Below are 22,999 nucleotides of genomic sequence, written 5' to 3' on the forward strand. Positions count from 1 at the left end.
AGGCTGATCAGCCTCCACCGGACCCCTTCGCCCTGTATGTCAGAGCGCGCCGAGTGCCTGACTGATGGCGTCGGCGGCCTCGATGACCTCGCGTACGAGGGCGAGGCGCTGCCCCTCCGTATCGGAGCGGTCCCCGAGCAGCGAGGTCGGGCCCCACAGGGAGATGGCGGCGACGACGTCCCCCGAAGCGTCGCGGACGGGCGCGGCCAGGGACGCGCGGCCCAGGGCGCGTTCCTCGGCCTCGACGGCGTAACCGGTGCGCCGGACAGTGTCGATCTCGGTGTCGAGGAGGTCGTGACTGGTGGTCGTGTACTCGGTGTGCGCGTCGAGAGGTTCCCCCAGCAGTTTGCGACGCTCCTTGGGGGCGAGACCGGTGAGCAGACACTTGCCGATGCTCGTGGCGTGCAGCGGGGCGGTGTGTCCGGCCTGCGTATAGGACTTGGGGGCGCGCATGCCCTCGAAATTGCACAGGAACATCAGCTCGGCACCGCGGCGTACGGCCACGTTGGCCCCGAGCCCGGTGCGGGTGGCGAGGTCCTGGAGCACCATGCGGGCGGCCCGGTGCACGGGGTGGCGGTTGGTGGCGGTGGCGGCGAGGGGGAGGAGGCCGAGGCTGAGCCGGTAGAGGTTGCTGACCGGATCGCGTTCGACCATGTCGAGGCGTTCCAGGGTGGACAGCAGGCGAGAGGTGGTCGACGAGCCCAGCCCGGTGAGCTCGGCGACGTCGGAGACACGGAGTTCGGCCCGACCGGAGTCGAGTGCGCGCAGCACCGAGACCGCTCGTTCGACGCTCTGGTTCGTCCCGACATCAGTCGCCCGCGTAGCCATGACCCTCCTCGTTTTGCAAATCGCTTGCACAATCTGCATCAGCATATCGCGCATGATCGACGCCCGTACCTGAAATCAGCGACAGTGGCAGTTCCGCGACGTCACCCGCCCCGGACACGGGTGACGTCGCGGAACTGCCGGCATTCACCGGGCGGTCCGAGCCGCCCCTCACCGCTGTCACGCCGACTGTGCTGAGCGCCGCAACCGCTTCCGCGCGGGAGGCGGTCAAGCGGCAGGGCGCGATACCACCACTCAGTCCGCCCCCGACAGAAAGCGTCGCTGGACCTCTTCCAGGGCCGCCGTTTCGGCCCGCTCGTCCGGGTGGTCGAAGTGCCCCGCCCGCAGAACGAAGAGTTCGCGCGGCCCGGCCAGTGCGTTGTGCACCGCGAACTGCCCCGGTGGGGGTACCGCCGGATCGAACAGGGCGGCACCCACGTGCACTGGGATGTGAAGGTGCCGGGCCGCTGTCGCGGCGTCGAAGTACGCCAGGACGTCCAGCACCGAGGGGTCCTCGGCGAGCCGCGTACGCACCGACTCTCCGCTGCCCGTGCACGGCAGTGTCACCCGGAGCGGATGGTTTCCGAAGGTCGGCACCGTAAGGCCGGCGGCATGGAAGCGGTCGTCCCAGGGGAGCGCCAACGCCCCGATGCCGCCGCCGAAACTCGTGCCCAGGTACGTCAGCCGCCCGGCAGCCTCCGGTACCAGCCGCAGCAGTGCGGTGGCCGCACACCAGACATCCGCCACGCACCCGCCGATGAGGTACGACTCCCGGGCGCCGATGCCGTGCAGAACGTGCCCCGCCGAGTTCGAGGGAACGCCGGGCAGCAGGCTCCGCGTTCCGAGCCCGCGCAGGCAGGGCCAGATCGTCGCAGTCGCCGGCGGGGGTTGCCAGGGGTCCGGGGCCGCCCGGCCTCCGTATCCGTGTGTTGCCACACAGCCCTGCGTAACGCGGCCATCGGCAGGAACGGTCAGCCACCCGCCGATACGGACGCCGTCGGCGGATGTGTACGAGACGTCGGCGACCCGCACACCGTCCACCGTGGCCCAAGGTCCCTCGATCCGAGGCGCCGGGTCGACGCGTAGCGCACTCGCGTAGCGCTCCTGCCAGAAGTCGGCGAAGCCGTCCGGCCCCGGCGGAGCCCCCACCGCAAGGAGGCGCGGCAGGTCGTAGCCGTAGGTGGGGTCGAACGGCAAATCATGCTGAAGCGAGCCGAGTTCACTGCCGTCTGACGTGAGCGGATGGGTGGGCAAGATCTCTCCTTGTTCGGTGTGCGAAGTGACCAGCACGCCCTTCCGGAACAGCTCTCGACATGACGTGCCCTGTCCTGCCGGCGCTGAGCCCCCGGTACGGGCTTGACCTGCCGACGCAACCGTTACGTCCCTCTGGGCGGTGTGGTCACGGCAGCTGCTTCGATCAGGGCGGCGGCGAGTCGGTTCAGGGGCGGCGGGGTTGGGGAAAGACCTGGACGATGTCGGTCCGTCGTTTGCTCTCCCGGTTCAGGCGCTCCGGTGGATTCGTCGACCAGATCTTCTTCCAGTGCGCGGGTGGGAAGTACGCGAACGCTGTGATGTCTCCGGCTGCCTCCAGCAGCATGGCCTTGACCGAGGGGAAAACTGCCGTGCGAGCATGTCGCCCACCACGTCCAGCTGATTGCGGACGGCCCGGGCGAGGATCGTGCGGATGGTCGCGGCCACCAGGCCTCTGTGCGAGTCGCAGATCACCAGGTGGACGTGGTCCGGGCCGCGGGCCCGCAGACGGCGCAGGAACTCGGTGCAAAACAGCTTCGACTCGCTGTCGCCGACCATCAGCCCGAGGACCTCGCGGTGCCCGCCGGCGGAATCCCCGTCGCGATGATCATCGCCTGCGAGACAATACGGTGATTCACCTGCGCCTCGCAACAGGTCGCGGCTACTGAACTTGAATTCGTGATGTCGGTCCGACCGGCGCGGGTGGGGTGCTGGTGTCCGGCTCGACGGGGGTCGACCAGCGGGCGCGCAACTCCTCGCCGACTTGCGCCGCGAAGTGCCCCCGACGGTGTTCCTGGAGACGTACCCGGACGTCGAGGAGACCCTGGAGGAACTGAGCCGGCGAGGGGTGCGGATGGCCGTGGTGTCGGATGCCTGGCCCGATTTGCCCGACCTCCACGCCGGACTCGGGATCGGCCGGTTCTTCGAGGCGTATGCAATCTCCACCGTCCTCGGCTGCAACAAGCCGGACCCGCGCATGTACCACCACGCCAGCGCCGCGCTGGACCTCGCTCCTGCGCAGTGCCTGTTCGTCGATGACGATCCGGACTTGGTCGCCGCGGCTGTCCGACTCGGCTATGCAGGACGTGCGCTTTGCCGCGACACGGCCGTCTCGGACGTGCCTTCCATAACCTCCCTGACGGAACTCCTGCATTTCTTCTGACACATCCGGCACGGTCCTCCTGGGTCGGTCGCAGCGCGGCGACGGAATTGCGGTGGCCCGGCTCGGGTCAGCCGTACAGGGCCGGACCGGTGCCGGCGAGACAGCCGTCGATGACGTGGGGCCGGTACCGCAGCATCTTGAGCTTGCGCTCGACGGCCTGGGTGATCCGGCCCAGGTCGGCGGCGGCGAGGTTACCGAGGTCGCGCTCGAAGCCGACTGCGGAGAAGCAGTCAGGATGTGTTCAGGTTCGCTGTGCCAGCCTCACCGGTCATGACGAACGAAACAGCCGCGTTTCCGGTACGCGCCGGGGCTCGGCAGACGCTGAACAAGGTCCCCGAAGTCACGGTGTACTTCTGGGTGATCAAGGTCCTGTGCACGACGGTGGGCGAGACCGCCGCCGACCTCCTCAATGAGAACCTCGGTCTGGGGCTGACGAACACGTCGCTGGTCATAGCCGTGCTGCTGATCGGCACACTCTGGTTCCAGTTCCGGGCCAAGAAGTACGTCCCCGGGCTCTACTGGCTCGCCGTGGTGCTGATCAGCGTGGTCGGCACGCTGGTGAGCGACAACCTCACGGACAACTTCGGAGTGGCGCTGGAGACGACGACAGCCGTCTTCGCCGTGGTGCTCGTCGCAGTGTTCGCCACCTGGTACGGGAGCGAGCGGACGCTCTCCATCCACTCCATTCACACGGTCCGCCGCGAGGCGTTCTACTGGGCGGCGATCCTCTTCACATTCGCTCTCGGCACCTCGGCGGGCGACCTCACGGCGGAGCGGATGGACCTCGGGTACTGGGTGTCCGCAGTGCTGTTCACCGTGCTCATCGCGGCCGTGGCCGCCGCCCACTACGGGCTCGGCCTCGCCGCCGTCCCGGCGTTCTGGATCGCGTACATCCTCACCCGCCCGCTGGGCGCCTCGTTCGGCGACTATCTCTCCCAGGCGCGCGCCGACGGAGGTCTCGGTCTCGGTACGGTCGGCACCAGCGCGATCTTCCTTGTCCTGATCCTGGCCCTGGTCAGCTATCTGACGGTGACCCGACGGGACGCGACCCCCGCTCCCGTCAGCCCGTCGGAAGGCTGACCACGAACCGTGCTCCGGCGGCGGTCGGATCCCACTCGATGTCGCCGCCGGACGCGCGGGCCAGCCGCCGGGCCAGGGCAAGGCCGAGACCGGCCCCGTCATGACCGTCGTCCGGGTCGGCGCGGCGGCCCGGCTCGAAGATCTCCGGGCCGGACCCGCGGGCACACCCGGGCCGTCGTCGGTCACCGCGAGCTCGACACCGGACGGGGCCTGGGCGTACGTCAGGGTGATGGCGGTGGCGGCGTAACGGCGGGCATTGTCGAGCAGCGGCATGAGCATGCGTTCCACGAGCGCGGGGGAGACCCCTGCGGTGACGGCGGCGCCGCCCCGTACGGACAGCGGCGGGGCGTCGGGGTGCTGCTGCGCATACTGCTCGGCCACGTGATGGGCCCATTCGGGCAGTCGGCAGCGGCCGGGCGGCTGCTCGGTGCGGGCGCGGGCTTCGGACAGCAGGGTGTCGCAGATGTGCCGCATGCTCGTGGCGGCGGCAGCGATCGCCTCGTGGGAGGCGTGCTGCCCGTCCGTGTCCCGTGGCCGGGCGGTGAGCCAGTCGGTCTCGGCCACGATGCGGGCCAGCGGGGTGCGCAGCTCGTGCGAGAGCTCGGCGGTCCGCAGCTGTTCGTGGCGCAGTACGGCGGCCAGCCGGTCCAGGAGCTCGTCGAGGTTGGTGGCGAGCGAGGCGAGCTCGTCCGGGCGGTGGCCGGCGCCGAAGCGTTCCGCGGCGCCGAGCTCACTCCAGCGAGCCGCCCGGGTACTCATCTCGGTGACGGGCTGCAGGGCTCGTCCGACGATGGTGCGGGTGAGCAGATACACCCCGGCCAGGAGCAGCAGCCCGAGGACTGCCGAACCGGCGAGTGCGGCGCGGGCGGTGCTGCGGTACGGGTCGAGGGAGACGGCGACGACGACGGTGCCGGTCTGCCGGTGGCCTGCGCGCACCGGCAGGGCGTAGAGCCGGGAGGCGTTCCTGCCGCCCGACTCCTGGTATCGGCTCCCCCGGCCGGTGAGCCCGTCCGCCTGCCGCTGGAGCGCGGCGGGCGCGCTCGGCCGTTCGACGGCCGTGCTGCCGCGGTAGATCCACGTGCCGACATCCAGGGCACGGTCGTCGGCCGGTTCGTGGACGACGATCCTGCCGTCCGGCCGCGCTTCGACGGTGGCGGCCACCGCCGCGGCACGTGTCTGCAGCAGGTCGGTGGCCTGGCTGCTCAGCCGTCCGGCGAGGACGATGTTGAACGCGACGGTGAGCGCGGCGACCCAGGCGGTGGCGGAGGCGAGGGCGAGCAGGGCGAGGCGTCCCCGCAGGGTGCGGGGCAGCGCGGTGCGGAGGCGTCCGATGACGCGGAGCCGCCTCATATGAGGCGGTACCCGACTCCTCGTACCGTGCTGATCTCCTGCGGGCTGTTCGCCTTGCGCAGCTTCCGGCGCAGCCGGGTCAGGTACTGGTCGAGCGTGTTGTCGCTGACCTGAGCCCCGTCGGGCCAGCCCGCGCGCAGCAGTTCCCGTCTGCGTACGGTGGTTCCGGGCGCCGCCATCAGTGCGGCCAGCAGGCGGAACTCGGTGGGAGTGAGCGCCACCGGCTTGCCGCGCACCTCCAGGAGGTGGCGTACGGGATCGAGCCGGAGCTCCGCCAGCTCGACCACGGGGTCCGTTCCGACGCGGCGCAGCGCAGCGCGGATCCGGGCGGCCAGCTCGGCCAGGTGGAAGGGTTTGGCGAGGTAGTCGTCGCCGCCCGCCGAGAAGCCCGAGAGCCGGTCAGTGAGCGTGTCGTGTGCGGTGAGGAAAACCACCGGGGCCTGCAGCCCCGCCGAACGCATGGCCTGGCACACGTCCCGGCCGTCCGAGTCGGGCAGGCCGATGTCGAGTACGACGGCATCCACTCGATCGTCGAGGGTGCGCAGGGCGCCGGCTCCGCTGGCTGCGGTCACGACGGCGAAGTTCTCCTCGCGCAGTCCGCGGGCGAGCACGTCGCGCAGCCCGTGGTCGTCCTCGACGACCAGGACGCGGCGTTGCAGAAGTTCCGTCACGGCAGTCGAGTGCTCCGGTCGGGGCCCACAGCCCGGTCGCGGCACTTTCGTCTACAGGACTGTAGACGAAAGAGGCAGGCTCATGCTCCGTCGTGGCCGTGGCCGTGGCCGTCGGTTTCCGGACGGTGGCCGTGTCATCGCAGTGTGGTGATCCGCGACGGGTGCTGGGGCGCCGCGGCGTCGGCAGCCGCGTGGAGCCGGCGCGCGGGCGCCGTGTGGCGACGTCTGATCACGGCGTGGCTCGCACGGCTGGGCTTCCCCCTGCTCGCCCTCGGCATGGCCGTCTTCACCGCCCGCCGCCAGGCCCCCGCTGATCCATGACTCCCGGGCGAATGGTCAATGGGCCTGCGGGCTGTCCCGAAATCCCTGGCGGAACGGCGCGCGGCGTCAGATGCGGTGCATGGCACGGCGGAGGACCGTCCTCGTACGGGACATATTCGGGCATTTCGGCAGCGCAGCGAGGTGTCGTAGCCGGCGTCGTGCGCCCGCCAGGGATCACGGGACAGCCCTCAGGTCACGAAGTGTCTCCGGTGGCGGTCCTGATGTCCAGGCGGTGCGCGGGGGGATGGTCGACGTTCAGATCGGGGCGCCAGGCCGTAAGGATCTGTGCCGAAGGGTCGAAGAGCGGTCCCGGCAGGGCATCGAGTCCGGTCCACTGCCAGGCGCTGATCAGATGGGGTTCGGTCACCCGCGGGTCCGCGTCCCGCACCGTCACGACGGCGGCCATGGTCACGCGGTTGATGTCGGCAACCACGTCGTGGAGCATCGCGAAGACCCTCACCCGGTCCTCGGGAACATCGAGACCCGTCTCCTCGCGGAGCTCACGCACGGCGGCGGCGGCGATCGACTCGTGTGTCGGGTCGACCTTCCCGCCCGGCAGCTCCCAGGTGCCGCCGTGGTGCCTGCCGAGCAGGATGCGCCCCTGTTCGTCCTGCACGATGACGCCCACGCCAAGTGCCGCTTGGGCGACGGGCGGACGGGTGTTGCGTGTGGGGTTCTCCGGGGGACCGGCGTTCATGGTGCTCCTCGAGGGGCTGGGCCTCCGCACTCGGTGTGCGGCGGGTGCGGCGGTCCAGGATCCACGACTTCGTCAGCACTGGCCACTGCGGGCATCGTTCCGCGACCGCCATCGTCATGGAGTCCGGCGAGGTGCTGCTTCCTCCGTATCGACCCATCGGTTCCTCGACCTCGCGGAAGCTGAGAGGGAACCGGAAGCGCAGCCACACGCAGGGGGAGATGATCTCCGAGAGGCCCGCTGCTTCATGCGCCCGAGAGGCACGGCATCCGTGTACGACGGTTCACCCGCCGAGCCCGCGACCCCCGAACACCAACCGGTTCACCACCACGCTCCGGGACGGAAGGCGAGACGGACGGCCCCCAAGGGGCTCGTCCTCTTCTTCCAAGCCGAAGTTCCAGCGCCTCCGTGCGGTGATCCACCGACTCGGGGCCTTCTTGATCGGCCCGGAACAGGCACGCGAGGAGGTCCACCTTCTCCGGCGGCTGGGCATCTACACTTTCACCGTCACACAGCGTGAGGGATGATGTGAGAAGTGTAAACGAAATGCTGCGTAGACCTCGGCGCCCCCTTGTGCTCCGTGCGGTGCTGATCACTACGCTGGTCGCGCAGTCGGCTGCGCTTGTCGCCCAGGACATGCAGATCGACAATCTGCGGGCCCGGCACGTCGACCTCCAGGCGCAACGCGTCGTGGTCGGCCCCTCCGGCCCGCCGGGTCCATCCGGTCCGCCCGGCCCCATCGGCCCGGCAGGCAAGAACGGGACGGATGGGAGGAACGGCACGGACGGAAGGCCTGGAACGGACGGGAGGCCCGGGAGGGACGGCAAGGACGGCAAGGACGGCAAGGACGGGCAAGATGCTGTTGCCAACCCGGCGCCATCCGCCCCCGAGGGCCACGGTTGAGCTCCAGGGCCGCAATGGGGACGTCAAGGACGGGGCCGTCGCAGTTGCGGCCGATACGCGACGAACCGCGGAAGCAGCGCCCGCCGTGGACGGGTGTGTATGCCGCGCGTCGGGAACGAGTCCGCGAGCTCCTCCTGGGCCCTGCCTCGATGGCGGACTTCAGCGCCTCCGTGCGGCGATCGACAGGCTTGCGGCCTTCGGGTCGCTCTGGGATGGACACGCGACGAGGAGGGCCGCCTTGCCTGACTCCTCGTCATCTACACTGCCGTCACTTAGCGTGAGGGGTAACGTGAGAAGCGTAAACGAAGTACTGCGTAAGCGGCGCCCCCTCGTGCTGGGCGCCGCGCTGATCACCGTGCTTGTCGGGCAGTCGGGCGCGCTTGTCGCCCATCAAATGCAGATCGACGACATGCGGGCACGGAACGTCGACCTTCAGGCGCAAAGCGTCGAGGTTGGCCCGTCCGGCCCGCCGGGCCGCTCCGGTCCGCACGGCCCCGTCGGCCCGCCGGGCAACAACGGGGCGGACGGGTGGAACGGGAGAGACGGGATCGATGGGGAAGATGGGCGCAATGGGAGGAGGGGGCATGATGGAAGGAATGGGAGGAACGGTGTAGTGCTGGGTGCCCAGTAGTGCTCCGGTGGCGGCCTTGAGGATTTCGTGATGGAGAGGGACGTCATGAAGGCGCAGGCACACAGCGGTGCGGCGGGAAGCGCGATCCATCTCAATCCCGGCAACTTGGCCGGGCACCTGCGCGGAAGATGATTCTGGCCATGGGGCGTCACCGAGAGTGGACGGTGCGTGCTCAGACCGTCAGCCGCAGCGAGGTGGCCGCGATGCCGAGACGCACCGTCTGACCCCACGTCAATTCCAGTGCGTCGGACTCCATTCCGTCACCGAAGGCCACTACCCGGTCCGACTCGACCGTGAGGCGCAGCCGCTGTTGGCGCCTCAGTTCGCCCGACACCAGCGAGGTACCGGTCGTGGGCGAAGGCCACGCTTCACGTACGAACCAGACCAGCCGGTGGTCGGTCGGACGCGGCAGCGACAGTGCGCTTCCGCGCTCCTGCCACAGTGAGCGCAGCCAGCCTGTGGAGCCGGTACCGGTGCCTACCAGGACGCCGGAGGAAGCCTGTGGTTCGGCGGGGGAGTCCGGGGCGTCGGGGCCGAGACGGTATCGCGCCGTCTGGTGGCCGGGCGGGCCCAGATAGATCTCATTGAGGGCGAGGAGGCGCTGGGTGTCGTCGGCGACGGCCTCGACCATGGTGAGATCGTCCGTTGTCGCGCCGGGCGATGCGGCTGCCCGGACCAGCGCGGCCGCATCGCCCGGGCGGTGGCGCACCAGTACGCCCGGATTGCGTCCGGGATCGGTGTCGATGCCCACGACAGGCTGGCCGGAGAGATATTTGGCGACGTTGGCGACCAGCCCGTCCTGTCCGACCACGACCATCACGTCCTCCGGACCGAAGAGGAAGCGGTCGAGATCCGCGCGCTCGACCCGCGACCGGCGCCACTGGAGCGGTACGGCCGCCGCCACATCGGCGAGGGCCTGCTGCGTCCGCCCGTGCCGCCGCGCCACCTCCTCGATGGAGCGACCGCGGGTGGACAGGAAGAACGCGGCCTGGCCGTGTGTGCCGTGCCGGGCGAGCAACTCCTCGTACTCGGTGGTGCGGTGCACGAGCACCGCGCGCGGGGCGAGGCTCACGCGCGTGTCTCCGGCCCGGGCCGGCCGAGCCTGGCGAGCAGGTCGGTGAGGACATCGGGGGAGAGCGTGAGGCTGTCGATGCGCGGCAGGTTCTCGGCGAGCCGGGTGGCGGCCAGGGCGTGCAGCGTCGAGGCGTTCACTTCGCCGTGCACCCGCAACCAGGCCGCCTGCGACTCGGCGCGCGCGGCACCGACCGCGCGTGCGGCCTCTGCCTCGGCGCGGGCGAGCCGCACCTTGCGCGCCGCCTCGGCCTCTGCGCGTACCCCGTCGGCTGCCGCATTCTCCTCCGCCTCGCGCCGGGTATTGGTACCGCGCTGCTCGACCAACTGCTCCTCGCGGCGAGCGAGTTCGATCTGGCTGGCCAGCTCGTTCTCCGCGATGGTCCGCTCGCGCTCGACGGCCACCGCCCGGCGCTCGTACGTCGCCCGGTCGGCCTCCTGCTGGATCTGCTCCCGGGCCGGGGTGCGCAGTGCGCGCTCCACCTCTGCCTCCGGGCGGATCGCGACGACGCGCACCGCCACCACATCGATGCCGGTGGCCGGCAGCCGTGGCTCGGCGGCCAGTCCCTCGGCGACCCGTTCCCGTACCGCCGCGACCCCGTCGACCAGCGCGCCGGCCAGCGGGGTGCGGGCCAGTACGTCGAGTGTGTGCTGCTGGGCGGTCTCGGTGAGGAGGGTGGCGATCTGCTCCAACGGCGCACCGCGCCAGACGCCGGTGTCGGGGTCGACGGAGAAGTCGAGCCGGGCGGCAGCCTCGGCGGGGTCGCTGATCCGGTACGTCACGGTGGCCTGCACGGTGACGTCCTGGAAGTCGGACGTGCGTGCGTGGAAGGCCATCGCCAACTCGCGGTCGTTGATCGGCACTTCGGAGAGTGCGGCGTGCAGCGACCGATACCAGAAGCTCAGTCCCGGTCCGTCGTGCGTGAGCCGGCCGCGGTTGTGGTGGCGGATGTGGGCGGTGGGTGCGGAGCGCAGATGGCGCCAGCCGAACCGCTCGGTGATGTCGGCCATGTCGGAACCCCTTCATTGTCGTCACAGGGACGATAAGGAGGGTCGGCTGATATCGTCAAGAGGACGAGAACGGTCGGCCGGGCGCACGCGCGCCCGGTCGTCGGTGCCGCGCCGGGATCCGCGGCAAGGGGGTTGGCGCCCATGCACTCGGCCCGACCGCCGCTGTGGCGACAGGGCCTATCCCGTGGAGTCCCGGGAGCACGGGCGGCCGGTGACTCCCGAAGAAGTCACCGGCCGGCCGGACGGTGCGCCGCCCCCGTCCCCACGGTGCGGCGCAGGCGGACCCTCGTCATCCGCTCGGACGACGGCCCACGTTCATCAGGACCCGGTGTCGGCCGGGTCCAGTCCCAGTGCGGGGAAAATGGCGCTCTCCACGAAGCGGGTGAGATACGCCGCATCGGCGATCTTCGCCTCCAGTAGCGGCCTGGCCCGCATCACGCCCAGCAGCTGCGCGGAGACGAACTCCGCCGCGGGGTTGTCCCTGGGGATCTCACCACGCTCCATGGCTCGCTGGAGCATGGCGTCGAGGGCTGCGAGTTCCGGCACGATCAGCGCCTCGCGCAGCGCGCAGAGCAGTTCCGGGCTCTGCAGCGCGGCATGGCTCAGTGCGTGCATCAGTGGGGTGTCGCGTCCGGAGCCCGCGCCGATGGCCTGGGCCGCCTCGCGCAGGTCACCGGCGAGCGAGCCCGTGTCGATGTGCGAGAGCGCCATCCGTCGGGTGCTGTGCAGCGCCGCGACGACCAGCTCGGTCTTGGAGCCCCACTGTCGGTAGAGCGTGGACTTCCCGCACCGGGTGCGGGAAGCGACCCCCTCCATGGTGAGCGATTCGTATCCGCTCTCCCTGAGCAGGTCGAGCACGGCCGTGTAGAACTCCTGCGCCCGCTCCGGCGTGATCTTCGAGCGGCGCGGAGTGTGGGCCTGTTCCTGCACGGAATCGTGCGACGACATGTGCGTTCCCTCTCTGCGACGGTGCGACGAGGTCTTCCGATACGCCAGTGTACCGAAACGCGCGTGTACCGATACGCGAACGTATCGGTACACTGGCGTATCGATACGGCATGGACTGGACCATGCCGTCGTAACAGCGCTTCGTCAGCAAAGGGGCACCGGGTGATGTACGCCCGCAGCGAGCCCGCAGATCGGGAGCCGGACACTTCTGCCCGACCGCCCCTCGTCCGCGAGCTCCTTCTTGTCGTAGGGCTCTTCGTGATCTACAAGTTCGGGCGGCAGGCCGCGAACGGTCACGTCGAGGAGGCGTACCGCAACGCCGGACACGTCTGGGACTTCGAACGCGCGGTCCACCTGCCGGGCGAGGGCGCAGTGCAGGGCGCGCTGCTGCACAGCGAGACGCTGATCCGCCTGGCGAACACCTACTACGCGACCGTGCACTTCCCGGCCACGCTGCTCTTCCTGGCCTGGCTGTACTGGCGTCGCCCCCGCCATTACGTCTGGTCGCGCCGGATCCTCGCCGTGCTCACCGGCGCCGCGCTCGCGCTCCACCTGCTGTTCCCGCTCGCCCCGCCGCGGATGCTGGCCGCCGCCGGACTCGTCGACACCGGTCAGGTGTACGGGCCGACGGTGTACGGAGACACCCCGGCGACCGACTCGATGGCGAACCAGTTCGCCGCGATGCCCTCGCTGCACTTCGGCTGGGCGCTGATGGTCGCCGTCGGACTGATCGTCGCGACGCGCTCGCGGTGGCGGTGGCTGTGGCTGCTGCACCCGCTCGTCACCCTGCTGGTCATAGTCGGCACCGCCAACCACTACTGGCTCGACTCGATCGTCGTCAGCGCGCTGCTGGCCGTCGCTCTCGCGACGCTGCGACTCCAGCGGACGGAGCCGGTCCGACGGCATCTGCCGTGGCCCTCCGGCGCGGGGGGCGAGCCGGAACTCGCCCGTGCCGCGCTGCCGATGTCCCGTGTTCCCGACCCGGCCGCCTCCCAGGCGTACGCCTCGTCGTCCGGGGGCCGACCATGAACGCCACGCTGATCGCCGTCGCCCTCTCCCTGGTCTCCGCCGCCGCGTACGCCTCGGCGGCGGTGGCTCAGGCCCGGCTCGCCGGACGCACCGATCCGGGCACCGGGGTGCTCCGGATGCTCGGGCGCGGGGCGTGGTGGTCGGCGGTCGGACTCAACGCCGGTGGCGCGCTGCTGCATGTCGCGGCGCTGAAGTACGGGCCCCTCACCCTCGTCCAACCGCTGGGCGCGCTGACGCTGGTCGCCGCCGTGCCGTTGGGTGCGCGCGCCGCCGGGCGCCGGGTGACCGGGACCGAATGGCGCGGCACGATCCTCACCCTGCTCGGCCTGGGCGCCCTGCTGCTGACAGCGGGCGGCTCCGCACCGCACGAGACGCTGAGCCTGGTCGAGGCGCTCGCGGTCGGTGCGGCGACCATGGCGGTCGTCGCCGGACTCAGCCGACCCGGGGCCCGCCCCGGACTGAGGCACGCTGCGGCGTCCGGCATCACGTCGGGTGTCGCCTCGGCGCTCACCCAGACACTGACGGTGGCGGTCACGGACCACACCGGCCCGGTGTTCAGCTGGCGCCTGGTGACAGTGGCGCTGCTCGTCTCGGCCTTTGCGATGGGAGGCCTGCTGCTCTCGCAGACCGCCTACCAGGGTGGTCTCGGTGCGCCGCTCGCGGTCGTGACCCTCGCCAACCCCGTTGCCGCCGCGACGATAGGTCTGGCGCTGCTCGGCGAACGCCTCCAGGGCGGGACGATCGCGCTGGTCCCGGCGCTGCTGGGGTCGGCGGCGGCGGTGCGGGGAGTCATACTGCTCAGCCGGGCGCAGGAGGGGACGACGGCGTCGGCGTACCGGGCCAGGATCGAGTCGGAGCGTGCGCCGAGTGTGCCGTCGCGGGTCGTGATCGGCAGTGCCCGGACGACGGATCAGCTGACGCTGCGTCCGGAACCAGGCAGGACAGCCCTGAGGAGGAGCTCACAGGATGGGCGCCCGGCTCCGAACCAACCGGGGTGGGCGGCGGCAGACGCCGTGCCCACCCCAGGGTCCGGGAGGCGGGCATAGGGCTGCGGGCCCTTGAACACCTCGCCCCCACACGCGTACCGGGGTCGTGTGCCGTCAGAAGACCGTCTCTGCGAGCCGCCCGGCGACGGTGAATGCATGCGTGCCGTAGACGGCGAAGACCGCGATGGCGGCAAGGACGACTATTCCGAGCGGGACAGCCCAGGTGAGACGGATCTTCATGCGTGCTCCTTTTTCTTGACGGACTCCGGTTCCGTCGTGCTTCCGACAGTCAGTACGGTGTCGCAGCGGTCTCGGACAGCGTCGTTGTGCGTGGCGATGACCACGGCGCAGCCGTCATCACTCATCGTGCGGAGAATGTCCACCACCAGGGTGGTGTTGTCGTGGTCGAGTGCGCCGGTGGGTTCGTCGGCCAGCACGAGGGCCGGTTGTTTGACGATGAGGCGGGCCAGCGCAACGCGCTGCTGTTCGCCGCCGCTGAGTCTGTGGACCTGTTCCTTCTCGCGGCCGTTCAGCCCGACACGTTCGAGGGCGTCGGCGACGGTCGGGGAGTTCCCCCGTTTCCTGCGCGGCTTCATGGCCACTTCGAGGTTGGCGGCGACAGTCGCGTTCTCGATCAGGGCGTAGTTCTGGAAGAGATAGCCGAGGACATCGCGCCGGTACCGCCGGGCGGCGCCCGGGCCGAAGCCCGTGATGTCCTTGCCCTCGTGGCGGATCGCTCCCGAACTGGGGCTGTCGAGAAGCCCGAAGCAATTGAGCAGGGTCGACTTGCCGGAGCCACTCGGGCCGACCAGCGCAAGCAACTGACCGCGCTGGACGGTGAAGTCGAGGCCGGACCAGAGAGTGCGGGGGCCGTAGGACTTGCTGAGGTTTTCGATCTTGATCATGCGCTGGCTCCGGGAGAACGGTACGGTGTCATGCTTCTGCCGCTCCTTCCTTGACGATCCGGCGGTGGAAGACCGCCAGTGCCACGACAACCGCCGTGACCTCGACGGCGACGAGCAGGGCATTGGCGGTGAGGTCGAGGCCGGTGATCTCGATGGGGGCAGTGGGCCGCGCCGCTCCCATGGCCGCACGCTCCAGGTTCTGCTGGTTCTCCCGCCATATCTGGAACGGCATCCAGACAGCGAGCAGGACGGCCAGGACACCCTCCAAGGCCAGGAGGGAGCGGTGGGTGACGGTGAACCGCCAGCCGCTGATGTGCCGGGCAAAGATGTTCTGTGCGTTCTTCCGGGCGTGGACGATGCACGCCCCGACGCCCGTAATGAGCAGGACCGATATCGCCACCGCCAGGTTGAAGAGCTGAAGCCTGAAGTCCGCGACGAGATCCCGGAGGTTGAGGGCGGCGTTCTGGCCGACCGGGCTCATGCCGGTGACGTAGGTCTCCAGATGGTGCTTCGCGATTCCGGCCGTGACATCGTCCGGGTCCTTGAAGACGAGACTCTGCTGGGAGGCATAGGACATGTACCCGCGGTCGCTCATGTACGGGGACCCGTCGGGAAAGACGATGAGAACCGGATCTTGTACGAAGGACTCGTCCGCATCGGGGTTGGTCCTGCTCTGCAGCCGACCTCGGGGATTGTAGGTGAAGAGACGCTGACCGTCCTCGATACTGAGAGCGGATACCTGCTTGCTGGGGACCTTGCCCGGTTCGCTCGGGTTCAACGTCTCCGGGACCATGGCGGCGAGCCGGTCGGTGTACCTGCTCAGACCCTCGGGCACCAGCAGCCGTATCCGGGTGCGGTCGGCTGTTGTCCCGGGCAGACGCCGGCCGCCCGTGTCGCGGACCGGCTGCGCGGCGAGGTAGGACTCGTTGACCAGAAGAAGATCACGGTCGGGGAGTGCGGCCCGATTGCCCGAATTCCGGAAATGCCGGTGTCCGACGACAAGAATCTGTCCGTCTCTGTCCGCCTGGCGCAGCCAGCCCCCCACTTGCTCGGTGAGCGCGTTCAAGCCGTTCTCGCTTGCGACACTGCCGTTGAGAGCGAGCGCTGTCGTGTCCCCGATCTCGCGGTAGGTCTCGATGCTTGATTCACGGGCCATGATGTTCTGGCCCGCCAGGACGACGTCACCGGTGATACCCACCGCGAGCAGCAGGGCAGGAATCCGTACGAGGTAGGTGCTCACCGAAGCGGTACGTGTGGGCAGTTCACCCTTGAGGGCGCGCAGCAGCTCGGTCTGGAAGGTCAGCTGGAGGACGATCGCGTGGGCCGCCAGGGCGATGAGGCCCAGCCCGGCGGCGAACCCCAGGGCGACGAGAGCGAAGGTCCCGATCCAGGCCAGCCCGTTGTACCAGGCCAGCAGCAGGAGGGCCAGGGCGGTCACGGCCAACAGGGCGGCCATCCAGAAGATGGCCAGCTGACGGAGGTCCCGCAGGAGTATCCGCCCGAAGCCTCTGCCCTGCAGCCGTTGGACCCCGTACGTCTTGGCACTGAGCATGACGCCGGCACCTGTCATCGTCACGACGGCCAGGGCGACGACGAAGAAGGAACGGAGAAGAGCGCTGCCGCTGTAGACCGGAGTCAACTGGTCGATGGAGTAGGGGTGGTAGACCGCGGCCTCGAATCCGAGGCCCGTCAGGACCTGGACGAGTTCGCCGGCAGCTTGGTCCGGTCCGAAGACGTAGTAGTAGCCGCGGGCATCACGATTGCCGAGTTCGGCGATGGGGTGCACATCGGTGCCGAAGTCGCGGTCGAACGCGGGGTAGCCATCGCGCAGCCAGTCGGAGCGGGGCCCGCCGGCGGTGAGATAGAGGTGTCGACGACTGTACGGCGCCTTGAGATCGGGCGTCTCACGGGCGATCGTCGCCCGGTGGGAATCGGCGAATTCCGTCAGCACGCGGGTGACGTGTGCACCGCTGGTCGCACCGTTCGAATCCGTCACCCATACGACAGCTGAATGCCCCATGGCCCAGCGCCCGTCGAGGTCTCGGATGAACAGAAAGGCGAGTACGGCGGAGAACACCAGCACAGCGGCGTGGACGAACTTGATACTTCGGTGCAGCATGAACGACCCGAGATTGGGGAGCGCGGCTCCGGGAGGGCAGAGCAGACAGGCAACGGGCCGTCCGCGCGAGACGTAGCGTCTGCGTCCGCGGGCGACCCGCTCACCTCATGGTCAGCAGGCGGTCAGGCCCACCCGCATCAGCAGCTGGTGTTGTAGTAGGCCTTGTTCCCCGACAGGGCCACGTTGGCCTGTGCGAAGGACCAGCTGCCCTTGGCCGCCTCGTCACTGTCGATGTACTTACCGACGGCGGTCGAGCCGTGGCACTTGCTCCCGTGGTAGTAGTCCGACCACACGATCGCCGTTCCGGCCCCGTGGTCCCAGGTGCCACCCTCCGCCGGGTAGGTGATGGTCGCCAGTGCCGGGGTGGCAGCCGCGATGACCAGGGCACCGGCGGCTATACCGGCCTTCAGGCCACTCTTGATCTTCATAGTTGATCCTCAATTCGTATGCGGAAGTCATGATCACGTAGATGACATGACCATGAGAACGATCCAAGATCGTCGCGCCCGTAGCAAGATCATTTTTAGGCCAGCCTCGCGGTTGGCCGGAACGTGCCGGAGCGGCGTCCGCACGGCGCGGGGCCGGCACGGAGCAGGCGCTCAGGGTGCCGGGGCGGCGGCCGCGAGGAGCGGCGCCGAGGGGCATCCGGTGGCTTGTTTCCTCCTCGATCTCCCCCGTGACCCCAAAGGCGCGGGGGAGATCCCCCTACCCCGCCGACGGGCTCGACCCGGTGGCCGGGATCCCGTCCAGAGCCCGTGTCAGCCAGCCGATCCAGAAGTTCTCCAGATCGATGCCGCCGCGGAGTACGAGATGCCGCAGCCGGTCCTCCTCCGAGTTCCGCTCCGGCGGGAAGTCCCGCTCCTCGATCGCCAGATACTCGGCCAGCTGCTTCCGGTGCAGCTCCAGGTGGCGACGTAGTTCCGCGTCCAGGCCCGGTGCACCGACCACCGCCGCCGCGCGCATCCGCAGCAGCAGCGGATCGCGGATCTGCTTCGGGTCCTCCCTGAGTGCCACCCACGCGGACAGTGCCGCGCGGCCGGCCGGCAGGACCTCGTACTCCTTCTTCTGCCCACGGGCCGGCTGCGCCGACGGCAGGGCCCTGATCTGCCCGGCCTGCTCCAGCTTTCCCAGCTCGCGATAGATCTGCTGGTGCGTGGACGACCAGAAGTAGCCGATCGACCGGTCGAACCTGCGGGTCAGCTCCAGCCCCGACGACGGCTTTTCGAGCAGGGCGGTGAGGATCGCGTGCGGGAGTGACATGGAGAGCATCCTAGGGACGGCCCGGGCGTCACAGGGCTGCCGCGAGCTCCGTCCCCTGGCGGATGGCCCGCTTGGCATCCAGTTCGGCGGCCACGTCGGCGCCGCCGATCAGGTGCGGCGTACGGCCCGCGGCAACCAGCTCCTCGTGCAGTTCGCGCCGAGGCTCCTGACCGGCGCAGAGCACCACCGTGTCCACCGGCAGGAGATGCTGCTCGCCGTCGACCGTCAGGTGCAGACCGTCGTCGTCGATGCGGTCGTACGTGGCGCCGGCGATCATCGTGACGCCTCGGTGCCGCAGCTCCGTACGGTGGATCCAGCCGGTCGTTCTGCCCAGTCCGGCGCCCACCTTGCTCGTCTTGCGCTGCAGGAGATGTACGGTGCGCGGCGGCTTCGGGCGCTCGGGGAGGCGCAGGCCACCACGCTCCCGGTACGCGGTGTCGACCCCCCAGTGCCGGAAGAACACCTCCGGGTCGAGGCTCGCCGCATCGCCGCCGTCCGTCAGGAATTCGGCGACGTCGAAGCCGATCCCGCCCGCACCGATGATCGCGACCCGCTGTCCGACGCGCGCCCCGTCGCGCAGGACGTCGAGGTAGCTGACCACGCTGGGGTGGTCCAGGCCCGGGATCGCGGGGGAGCGGGGGGTGACGCCGGTGGCGAGGACGATCTCGTCGAAGCCGTCGAGCGTGTCCGGCGTCGCCTTCGTACCGAGCCGGACCTCGACCTGCTGCTCCGCGAGCCGGGTGCGGAAGTAGCGCAGCGTCTCGTCGAACTCCTCCTTGCCGGGGATCCGGCGTGCCACATTCAGCTGGCCGCCGATCTCGTCGGCCGCGTCGAACAGCGTCACCTCGTGCCCGCGCTCCGACGCCGACACGGCGCACGCGAGCCCGGCGGGACCTGCGCCGACGACGGCGACGCGCTTACGGGTCCGGGTCGGCGACAACGTGAGTTCGGTCTCGTGGCAGGCGCGCGGATTGACCAGGCAGGAGGTGATCCTTCCGCTGAACGTGTGGTCCAGGCACGCCTGGTTGCAGCCGATACAGGTGTTGATCGCGTCGGCACGTCCCGCGCTCGCCTTGGCGACGAAGTCCGGGTCGGCGAGGAACGGCCGGGCCATGGACACCATGTCCGCCCGCCCCGAGGCGAGGATCTCCTCGGCGACCTCGGGGGTGTTGATCCGGTTGCTGGTCACCAGCGGTACGGAGACGGCCCCGCGCACCTTCTCGGTGACCCAGGTGTACGCACCGCGCGGCACGGACGTCGCGATGGTGGGGATGCGGGCCTCGTGCCAGCCGATGCCAGTGTTGATGATCGTGGCCCCGGCCGCCTCGATCTCCCGGGCGAGCTGCACGACCTCCTCCAGTGAGGAGCCGCCGGGCACCAGGTCCAGCATCGAGAGCCGGTAGATCAGGATGAAGTCGCTGCCGACCCGCTCGCGGACCCGGCGCACGATCTCCACGGGGAACCGGATGCGGTTCTCGTACGAGCCGCCCCAGCGGTCGGTGCGGTGGTTGGTTTCGGCGGCGATGAACTCATTGATCAGATAGCCCTCGGAGCCCATGATCTCGACACCGTCGTAGCCTGCCCGCCGTGCCAGTTCGGCGGTCCGCACGAAGTCCTCGATGGTCTCCTCGACCTCGGTGTCCGTCAGGGCGTGCGGGGTGAAGGGGCTGATGGGGGCCTGGATCGCACTCGGCGCCACCAGATCCGGATGGTGCGCGTACCGGCCGAAGTGGAGGATCTGCATCGCGATCCGGCCGCCCGCCGCATGCACGGCGGCGGTGACCTGGGCGTGCTGCTCGGCCTCCGCATCGGTGGTCAGCTTGGCGCCGCCGGGATAAGGGCGGGCCCGGTCGTTCGGCGCGATGCCCCCGGTGACCATGAGCCCGACTCCGCCGCGGGCGCGGGCGGCGTAGAAAGCCGCCATCCGCTCGAAGCCGCGCTCGGCCTCTTCCAGACCGACATGCATCGACCCCATCAGCACCCGGTTGGGAAGGGTGGTGAACCCGAGGTCGAGCGGGCTCAGCAGATTCGGGTACGGGGTCATCCGGCGGCTCCTCGCGCAGTGTCGTTGCGCCAGTTGTAGACCACCGGAACGCCATTGTGCAACAAGTTGCATAATGGCGTTCGTCGCACCGGACCGACCACCCGGCGCCGTCCCCCGGACGGAGTAGTACCGGGGTACGTCCACCCGTCGAGGCGCGGAGAGTGGATCCGTGACCCGGACCGCACCCACTACTCCATGGAGACCCCCATGACCTGCGTCAACCGGCGTGACCTCGGCCTTCTTGTCCTGCGCGTCGGCACCGGCGCGGTCCTGGCCGCGCACGGCACCCAGAAGCTGTTCGGCTGGTTCGGCGGCGGGGGCATCGAAGGAACCACCGCGGGCATGGAGGCCATGGGCTTCCACCCGCCCAAGCACAGCGCCCTCGCCGCCGGACTCGGCGAGGCGGGCGGCGGTGCCCTGCTGGCCCTCGGCCTCGCCACGCCCGCCGCCGGCGCGGCGGCGGCGGGCGCCATGGCGGGCGCCGTCGCCGTGCACGCGCCCGCGGGCTTCTTCGCGCAGGGCGGCGGGTACGAATACCCGGCGTTCCTCGGTTTCACCGCCGCGGCGATCGGACTGACCGGCCCCGGCCGTTACTCGCTCGACCATGTCACCTGGCATGTGTTCAACCAGCCGTGGATGGTCGCGCTCGCCTTCGCGGGCAGCGCCGCCGCGGCCGCCGCGGTGGTCGGGAGGCGGGCCAGGGGGCAGAGCAAGGGCGCCGACGAGGCCTGAGCCGACGGGCCGAGCGGGGCGGCCCCGATGCGCTCCCATGACCCGTGTCCCGGCCGTCGAGTGGCCGCAGGACGTTCCCTTTCGAGTGACTTCGCCGCCCCGGCGCCCACGGCGCCCGTTCCGCGTGTCCGAGGCTTGCAGCCGGGCTGGCCTGCTCCGGCCGGGAGCCGCAGAACCGCTGGGAGTCCGCCGTGCACATCCTGCTCGTCGCGAGTGCCTTCAACAGCCTCACTCAGCGCGTCCATGCCGAGCTGCGGGACCGCGGCCACGGCGTGGCGGTCGAACTCGCGCTCTCCGACGACCATCTGCGGGACGCGGTCCGACGGTTCGCACCCGAACTGATCGTCGCCCCGATGCTCAGGACGGCCATCCCGCGAGACGTGTGGTCGGCGCACACGTGCCTCATCGTCCATCCCGGACCCGTGGGCGACCGCGGTCCGTCCTCGCTCGACTGGGCGATCCACGAGGGCGTCACCCGCTGGGGTGTGACGGTTCTGCAGGCCGACGAGGAGATGGACGCCGGAGACGTCTGGGCGTCGGTCGGGTTCTCCGTACCGCAGGTCGGCAAGAGCGACCTGTACCGCAACGAGGTCTCCGACGCGGCGCTGACGGCTGTGCTGCTCGCCGTCGACCGGTTCGCCTCGGGAACGTACAGACCCCGGCCCCAGGACGGCACACGGGCCACGGGCGGCACCCGACCGTACTTTCGCCAGCAACTCCGGCGGATCGACTGGCGGTCCGACTCCACGGAGACCGTGCTGCGCAAGCTGCGGGCGGCCGACTCGTCCCCCGGTGTGCTCGACGAACTGCTCGGCGGCGAGTGGTTCCTGCACGGGGGACACCCCGAGGACCGGCTGCGCGGCCGCCCCGGCGAGCTGCTCGCCACGCGGGCCGACGCGGTCTGCCGGGCGACCGCCGACGGCGCCGTGTGGATCCCGGAACTGCGCGCCAGGCGGCGGCCGGGAGAGCCCGCCCCGTTCAAACTCCCCGCCGTCCTGGCGCTCGGCGACCGACTGCCTCCGCTGCCCGATGACCCGGTTCCGCCGGACGCGCGCGAGCGCCGCGGAACCTGGACCGACATCCGCTACGAGGAGACCGGTGCCGTCGGACATCTCACGTTCTCGTTCCCCGGCGGCGCCATGAGCACCACGCACTGCACACGCCTCCTGGACGCCTACCGGGCGGCGTGCTCCCGGCCCACGTCGGTCCTGGTGCTGGGCGGCGGCCGGGACTTCTTCTCCAACGGCATCCACCTGAACGTCATCGAGGCGGCGGCCGACCCCGCCGAGGAGTCCTGGGCCAACATCAACGCCATCAACGACCTGGTGCAGGCGGTGCTGACCACCGACGACCGGCTGGTGATCGCTGCCGTGGGCGGCAACGCCGCCGCCGGGGGAGCAATGCTCGCCCTGGCCGCCGACGAGGTCTGGTGCCGCAAGGGATCGGTCCTGAATCCGCACTACCGGCTGATGGGATTGTCCGGCTCGGAGTACTGGACGCGCACTCTGCCGCACCGAGTGGGCCCCGAGGTTGCCGAACGGCTCGTCCATGAGGCGCTGCCGCTCGGTGCCGAAGCCGCCGAACGGCTCGGCCTGGTGGACCGGACGATCGCCTGCCGGCCCCAGGACTTCCCGGGCGAGGCTCTCCGGCCGGCCGTCCGGCTGGCCTCGTCGACCGACGTACAGGCACGGATCGCCCGGAAGAAGACGACGCTGGAGCGCCAGGAGGCGGTCAAGCCGCTGGCCGTCCACCGGCAGGAGGAACTGGCCGCGATGCGGTCCATCTTCTTCGACCCGGATGCGCCGTACCACTTGCTGCGCCGCGCCTTCGTGCGCAAGGAACCCCCGGTCCGGACGCCGCACCACATCGGCACCGACGTTCCCGGCGCGCGCACGGCAGATCCTTCCGCCGACCGGGACCGCAATGTCACCGCAACGGCGGCGCTCGCCGTCGCACCCGGACCGGCTGACGGTTAGCTGGACACGAAGGCCGAAAAGCGGGCATTC

General features: G+C 70.1%; 22 protein-coding genes and 2 pseudogenes. 9 read left to right on the forward strand and 15 right to left on the reverse strand.

What is annotated here, in order from left to right; all coding sequences use genetic code 11:
• Nucleotides 1–39 precede the first annotated feature (39 nt).
• The 3 genes and pseudogenes from ACFU6I_RS06805 to ACFU6I_RS06815 form a co-directional block, all read right to left on the reverse strand.
• Nucleotides 40–828: an IclR family transcriptional regulator gene (locus tag ACFU6I_RS06805; RefSeq protein ID WP_384362463.1), complete on the reverse strand. Its 789-nt coding sequence runs from the start codon at nucleotides 826–828 to the stop codon at nucleotides 40–42.
• A gap of 252 nt (nucleotides 829–1,080) precedes the next feature.
• Nucleotides 1,081–2,079 carry an acetylxylan esterase gene (locus tag ACFU6I_RS06810; protein WP_384362465.1) on the reverse strand — a complete coding sequence of 333 codons (999 nt, stop codon included), beginning with the start codon at nucleotides 2,077–2,079 and terminating at the stop codon, nucleotides 1,081–1,083.
• A gap of 196 nt (nucleotides 2,080–2,275) precedes the next feature.
• Nucleotides 2,276–2,735, reverse strand: a pseudogene (locus tag ACFU6I_RS06815) (transposase); the annotation flags it as partial.
• Between the two features lie 104 nt (nucleotides 2,736–2,839).
• Between ACFU6I_RS06815 and ACFU6I_RS06820 the strand changes: the two are divergent.
• The 3 genes from ACFU6I_RS06820 to ACFU6I_RS06830 all read left to right on the forward strand — a co-directional run bounded on the left by ACFU6I_RS06820 (nucleotide 2,840) and on the right by ACFU6I_RS06830 (nucleotide 4,565).
• Nucleotides 2,840–3,238, forward strand: coding sequence for an HAD family hydrolase (locus tag ACFU6I_RS06820; RefSeq protein WP_384362467.1), 399 nt, complete (start codon nucleotides 2,840–2,842; stop codon nucleotides 3,236–3,238).
• Nucleotides 3,239–3,508: 270 nt separating this feature from the next.
• Nucleotides 3,509–4,318, forward strand: a complete 810-nt coding sequence (locus ACFU6I_RS06825; RefSeq protein WP_384362469.1) for a hypothetical protein — start codon at nucleotides 3,509–3,511, stop codon at nucleotides 4,316–4,318.
• A 100-nt stretch (nucleotides 4,319–4,418) separates the two neighbouring features.
• Nucleotides 4,419–4,565, forward strand: coding sequence for a hypothetical protein (locus ACFU6I_RS06830; protein ID WP_384362471.1), 147 nt, complete (start codon nucleotides 4,419–4,421; stop codon nucleotides 4,563–4,565).
• Nucleotides 4,566–4,804: 239 nt separating this feature from the next.
• Here the strand turns inward: ACFU6I_RS06830 and ACFU6I_RS06835 are convergent.
• Together ACFU6I_RS06835 and ACFU6I_RS06840 are read right to left on the reverse strand one after the other, a co-directional pair.
• A pseudogene (locus ACFU6I_RS06835) lies at nucleotides 4,805–5,668 on the reverse strand (sensor histidine kinase); the annotation flags it as partial.
• Nucleotides 5,665–6,327 carry a response regulator transcription factor gene (locus tag ACFU6I_RS06840; protein ID WP_384362655.1) on the reverse strand — a complete coding sequence of 221 codons (663 nt, stop codon included), beginning with the start codon at nucleotides 6,325–6,327 and terminating at the stop codon, nucleotides 5,665–5,667. The gene ACFU6I_RS06840 and the pseudogene ACFU6I_RS06835, both read right to left, overlap by 4 nt.
• Before the next feature lie 156 nt (nucleotides 6,328–6,483).
• Between ACFU6I_RS06840 and ACFU6I_RS06845 the strand changes: the two genes are divergently transcribed.
• Nucleotides 6,484–6,660 (forward strand): hypothetical protein, encoded by a 177-nt coding sequence (locus tag ACFU6I_RS06845; RefSeq protein ID WP_384362473.1) that lies wholly within the window; start codon nucleotides 6,484–6,486, stop codon nucleotides 6,658–6,660.
• Nucleotides 6,661–6,853: 193 nt separating this feature from the next.
• Here ACFU6I_RS06845 and ACFU6I_RS06850 read toward each other — a convergent pair whose 3' ends face one another.
• The gene (locus tag ACFU6I_RS06850) at nucleotides 6,854–7,357 is read right to left on the reverse strand and encodes an NUDIX hydrolase (protein WP_384362475.1); all 504 of its coding nucleotides are present in this window, start codon (nucleotides 7,355–7,357) and stop codon (nucleotides 6,854–6,856) included.
• Between the two features lie 582 nt (nucleotides 7,358–7,939).
• On the opposite strand from ACFU6I_RS06850, the gene ACFU6I_RS06855 reads away from it, so the two are divergent.
• Nucleotides 7,940–8,257 carry a hypothetical protein gene (locus ACFU6I_RS06855; protein ID WP_384362477.1) on the forward strand — a complete coding sequence of 106 codons (318 nt, stop codon included), beginning with the start codon at nucleotides 7,940–7,942 and terminating at the stop codon, nucleotides 8,255–8,257.
• Nucleotides 8,258–9,060: 803 nt separating this feature from the next.
• Here the strand turns inward: ACFU6I_RS06855 and ACFU6I_RS06860 are convergent.
• The 3 genes from ACFU6I_RS06860 to ACFU6I_RS06870 all read right to left on the reverse strand — a co-directional run bounded on the left by ACFU6I_RS06860 (nucleotide 9,061) and on the right by ACFU6I_RS06870 (nucleotide 11,918).
• Nucleotides 9,061–9,960: a hypothetical protein gene (locus ACFU6I_RS06860; RefSeq protein ID WP_384362479.1), complete on the reverse strand. Its 900-nt coding sequence runs from the start codon at nucleotides 9,958–9,960 to the stop codon at nucleotides 9,061–9,063.
• Nucleotides 9,957–10,970, reverse strand: a complete 1,014-nt coding sequence (locus ACFU6I_RS06865; RefSeq protein WP_384362481.1) for an SPFH domain-containing protein — start codon at nucleotides 10,968–10,970, stop codon at nucleotides 9,957–9,959. The genes ACFU6I_RS06860 and ACFU6I_RS06865 overlap by 4 nt, the downstream gene beginning before the upstream one ends.
• Before the next feature lie 318 nt (nucleotides 10,971–11,288).
• Nucleotides 11,289–11,918 (reverse strand): TetR/AcrR family transcriptional regulator, encoded by a 630-nt coding sequence (locus tag ACFU6I_RS06870; protein ID WP_384362483.1) that lies wholly within the window; start codon nucleotides 11,916–11,918, stop codon nucleotides 11,289–11,291.
• Nucleotides 11,919–12,083: 165 nt separating this feature from the next.
• On the opposite strand from ACFU6I_RS06870, the gene ACFU6I_RS06875 reads away from it, so the two are divergent.
• Entirely contained in the window at nucleotides 12,084–12,947 is an 864-nt protein-coding gene (locus tag ACFU6I_RS06875) for a phosphatase PAP2 family protein (protein ID WP_384362485.1), read from the forward strand.
• A complete protein-coding gene (locus ACFU6I_RS06880; RefSeq protein ID WP_384362487.1) occupies nucleotides 12,944–13,993 on the forward strand; it encodes a hypothetical protein in 1,050 nt (349 codons plus the stop codon). Before ACFU6I_RS06875 ends, ACFU6I_RS06880 begins: the two co-directional genes overlap by 4 nt.
• Nucleotides 13,994–14,047: 54 nt before the next feature.
• Here the strand turns inward: ACFU6I_RS06880 and ACFU6I_RS06885 are convergent, their stop codons facing one another.
• From ACFU6I_RS06885 to ACFU6I_RS06910, 6 genes are all read right to left on the reverse strand, one after another.
• A complete protein-coding gene (locus tag ACFU6I_RS06885) occupies nucleotides 14,048–14,173 on the reverse strand; it encodes a hypothetical protein (RefSeq protein WP_384362489.1) in 126 nt (41 codons plus the stop codon).
• On the reverse strand, nucleotides 14,170–14,838 hold the full coding sequence (locus ACFU6I_RS06890) for an ABC transporter ATP-binding protein (protein WP_384362491.1): 669 nt from the start codon (nucleotides 14,836–14,838) through the stop codon (nucleotides 14,170–14,172). Before ACFU6I_RS06890 ends, ACFU6I_RS06885 begins: the two co-directional genes overlap by 4 nt.
• Nucleotides 14,839–14,866: 28 nt before the next feature.
• Nucleotides 14,867–16,957, reverse strand: a complete 2,091-nt coding sequence (locus ACFU6I_RS06895) for a bacteriocin-associated integral membrane family protein (protein ID WP_384362493.1) — start codon at nucleotides 16,955–16,957, stop codon at nucleotides 14,867–14,869.
• Nucleotides 16,958–17,094: 137 nt separating this feature from the next.
• A complete protein-coding gene (locus ACFU6I_RS06900) occupies nucleotides 17,095–17,385 on the reverse strand; it encodes a lactococcin 972 family bacteriocin (RefSeq protein WP_384362495.1) in 291 nt (96 codons plus the stop codon).
• A gap of 277 nt (nucleotides 17,386–17,662) precedes the next feature.
• On the reverse strand, nucleotides 17,663–18,217 hold the full coding sequence (locus ACFU6I_RS06905; RefSeq protein ID WP_266978420.1) for a PadR family transcriptional regulator: 555 nt from the start codon (nucleotides 18,215–18,217) through the stop codon (nucleotides 17,663–17,665).
• A gap of 28 nt (nucleotides 18,218–18,245) precedes the next feature.
• Nucleotides 18,246–20,261, reverse strand: a complete 2,016-nt coding sequence (locus ACFU6I_RS06910; protein ID WP_384362497.1) for an FAD-dependent oxidoreductase — start codon at nucleotides 20,259–20,261, stop codon at nucleotides 18,246–18,248.
• 207 nt (nucleotides 20,262–20,468) lie between these two features.
• Here ACFU6I_RS06910 and ACFU6I_RS06915 point away from each other — a divergent pair, with 207 nt between their 5' ends.
• The gene (locus ACFU6I_RS06915; RefSeq protein ID WP_384362499.1) at nucleotides 20,469–20,993 is read left to right on the forward strand and encodes a DoxX family protein; all 525 of its coding nucleotides are present in this window, start codon (nucleotides 20,469–20,471) and stop codon (nucleotides 20,991–20,993) included.
• A 191-nt stretch (nucleotides 20,994–21,184) separates the two neighbouring features.
• Nucleotides 21,185–22,969 carry an enoyl-CoA hydratase-related protein gene (locus ACFU6I_RS06920; protein ID WP_384362501.1) on the forward strand — a complete coding sequence of 595 codons (1,785 nt, stop codon included), beginning with the start codon at nucleotides 21,185–21,187 and terminating at the stop codon, nucleotides 22,967–22,969.
• Nucleotides 22,970–22,999: the final 30 nt, after the last annotated feature.

Origin of the sequence: Streptomyces sp. NPDC057486 (genome assembly GCF_042802415.1) — a bacterium.
Taxonomy (GTDB): Bacteria; Actinomycetota; Actinomycetes; order Streptomycetales; family Streptomycetaceae; genus Streptomyces; species Streptomyces yanii.

Coding starts and splice junctions, on each gene's coding strand:
- ACFU6I_RS06895 (WP_384362493.1), bottom strand. CDS start 16,957: ATGCTGCACCGAAGTATCAAGTTCGTCCACGCCGCTGTGCTGGTGTTC.
- ACFU6I_RS06805 (WP_384362463.1), bottom strand. CDS start 828: ATGGCTACGCGGGCGACTGATGTCGGGACGAACCAGAGCGTCGAACGA.
- ACFU6I_RS06905 (WP_266978420.1), bottom strand. CDS start 18,217: ATGTCACTCCCGCACGCGATCCTCACCGCCCTGCTCGAAAAGCCGTCG.
- ACFU6I_RS06885 (WP_384362489.1), bottom strand. CDS start 14,173: ATGAAGATCCGTCTCACCTGGGCTGTCCCGCTCGGAATAGTCGTCCTT.
- ACFU6I_RS06870 (WP_384362483.1), bottom strand. CDS start 11,918: ATGTCGTCGCACGATTCCGTGCAGGAACAGGCCCACACTCCGCGCCGC.
- ACFU6I_RS06915 (WP_384362499.1), top strand. CDS start 20,469: ATGACCTGCGTCAACCGGCGTGACCTCGGCCTTCTTGTCCTGCGCGTC.
- ACFU6I_RS06890 (WP_384362491.1), bottom strand. CDS start 14,838: ATGATCAAGATCGAAAACCTCAGCAAGTCCTACGGCCCCCGCACTCTC.
- ACFU6I_RS06850 (WP_384362475.1), bottom strand. CDS start 7,357: ATGAACGCCGGTCCCCCGGAGAACCCCACACGCAACACCCGTCCGCCC.
- ACFU6I_RS06865 (WP_384362481.1), bottom strand. CDS start 10,970: ATGGCCGACATCACCGAGCGGTTCGGCTGGCGCCATCTGCGCTCCGCA.
- ACFU6I_RS06830 (WP_384362471.1), top strand. CDS start 4,419: ATGACCGTCGTCCGGGTCGGCGCGGCGGCCCGGCTCGAAGATCTCCGG.
- ACFU6I_RS06880 (WP_384362487.1), top strand. CDS start 12,944: ATGAACGCCACGCTGATCGCCGTCGCCCTCTCCCTGGTCTCCGCCGCC.
- ACFU6I_RS06875 (WP_384362485.1), top strand. CDS start 12,084: ATGTACGCCCGCAGCGAGCCCGCAGATCGGGAGCCGGACACTTCTGCC.
- ACFU6I_RS06825 (WP_384362469.1), top strand. CDS start 3,509: ATGACGAACGAAACAGCCGCGTTTCCGGTACGCGCCGGGGCTCGGCAG.
- ACFU6I_RS06910 (WP_384362497.1), bottom strand. CDS start 20,261: ATGACCCCGTACCCGAATCTGCTGAGCCCGCTCGACCTCGGGTTCACC.
- ACFU6I_RS06900 (WP_384362495.1), bottom strand. CDS start 17,385: ATGAAGATCAAGAGTGGCCTGAAGGCCGGTATAGCCGCCGGTGCCCTG.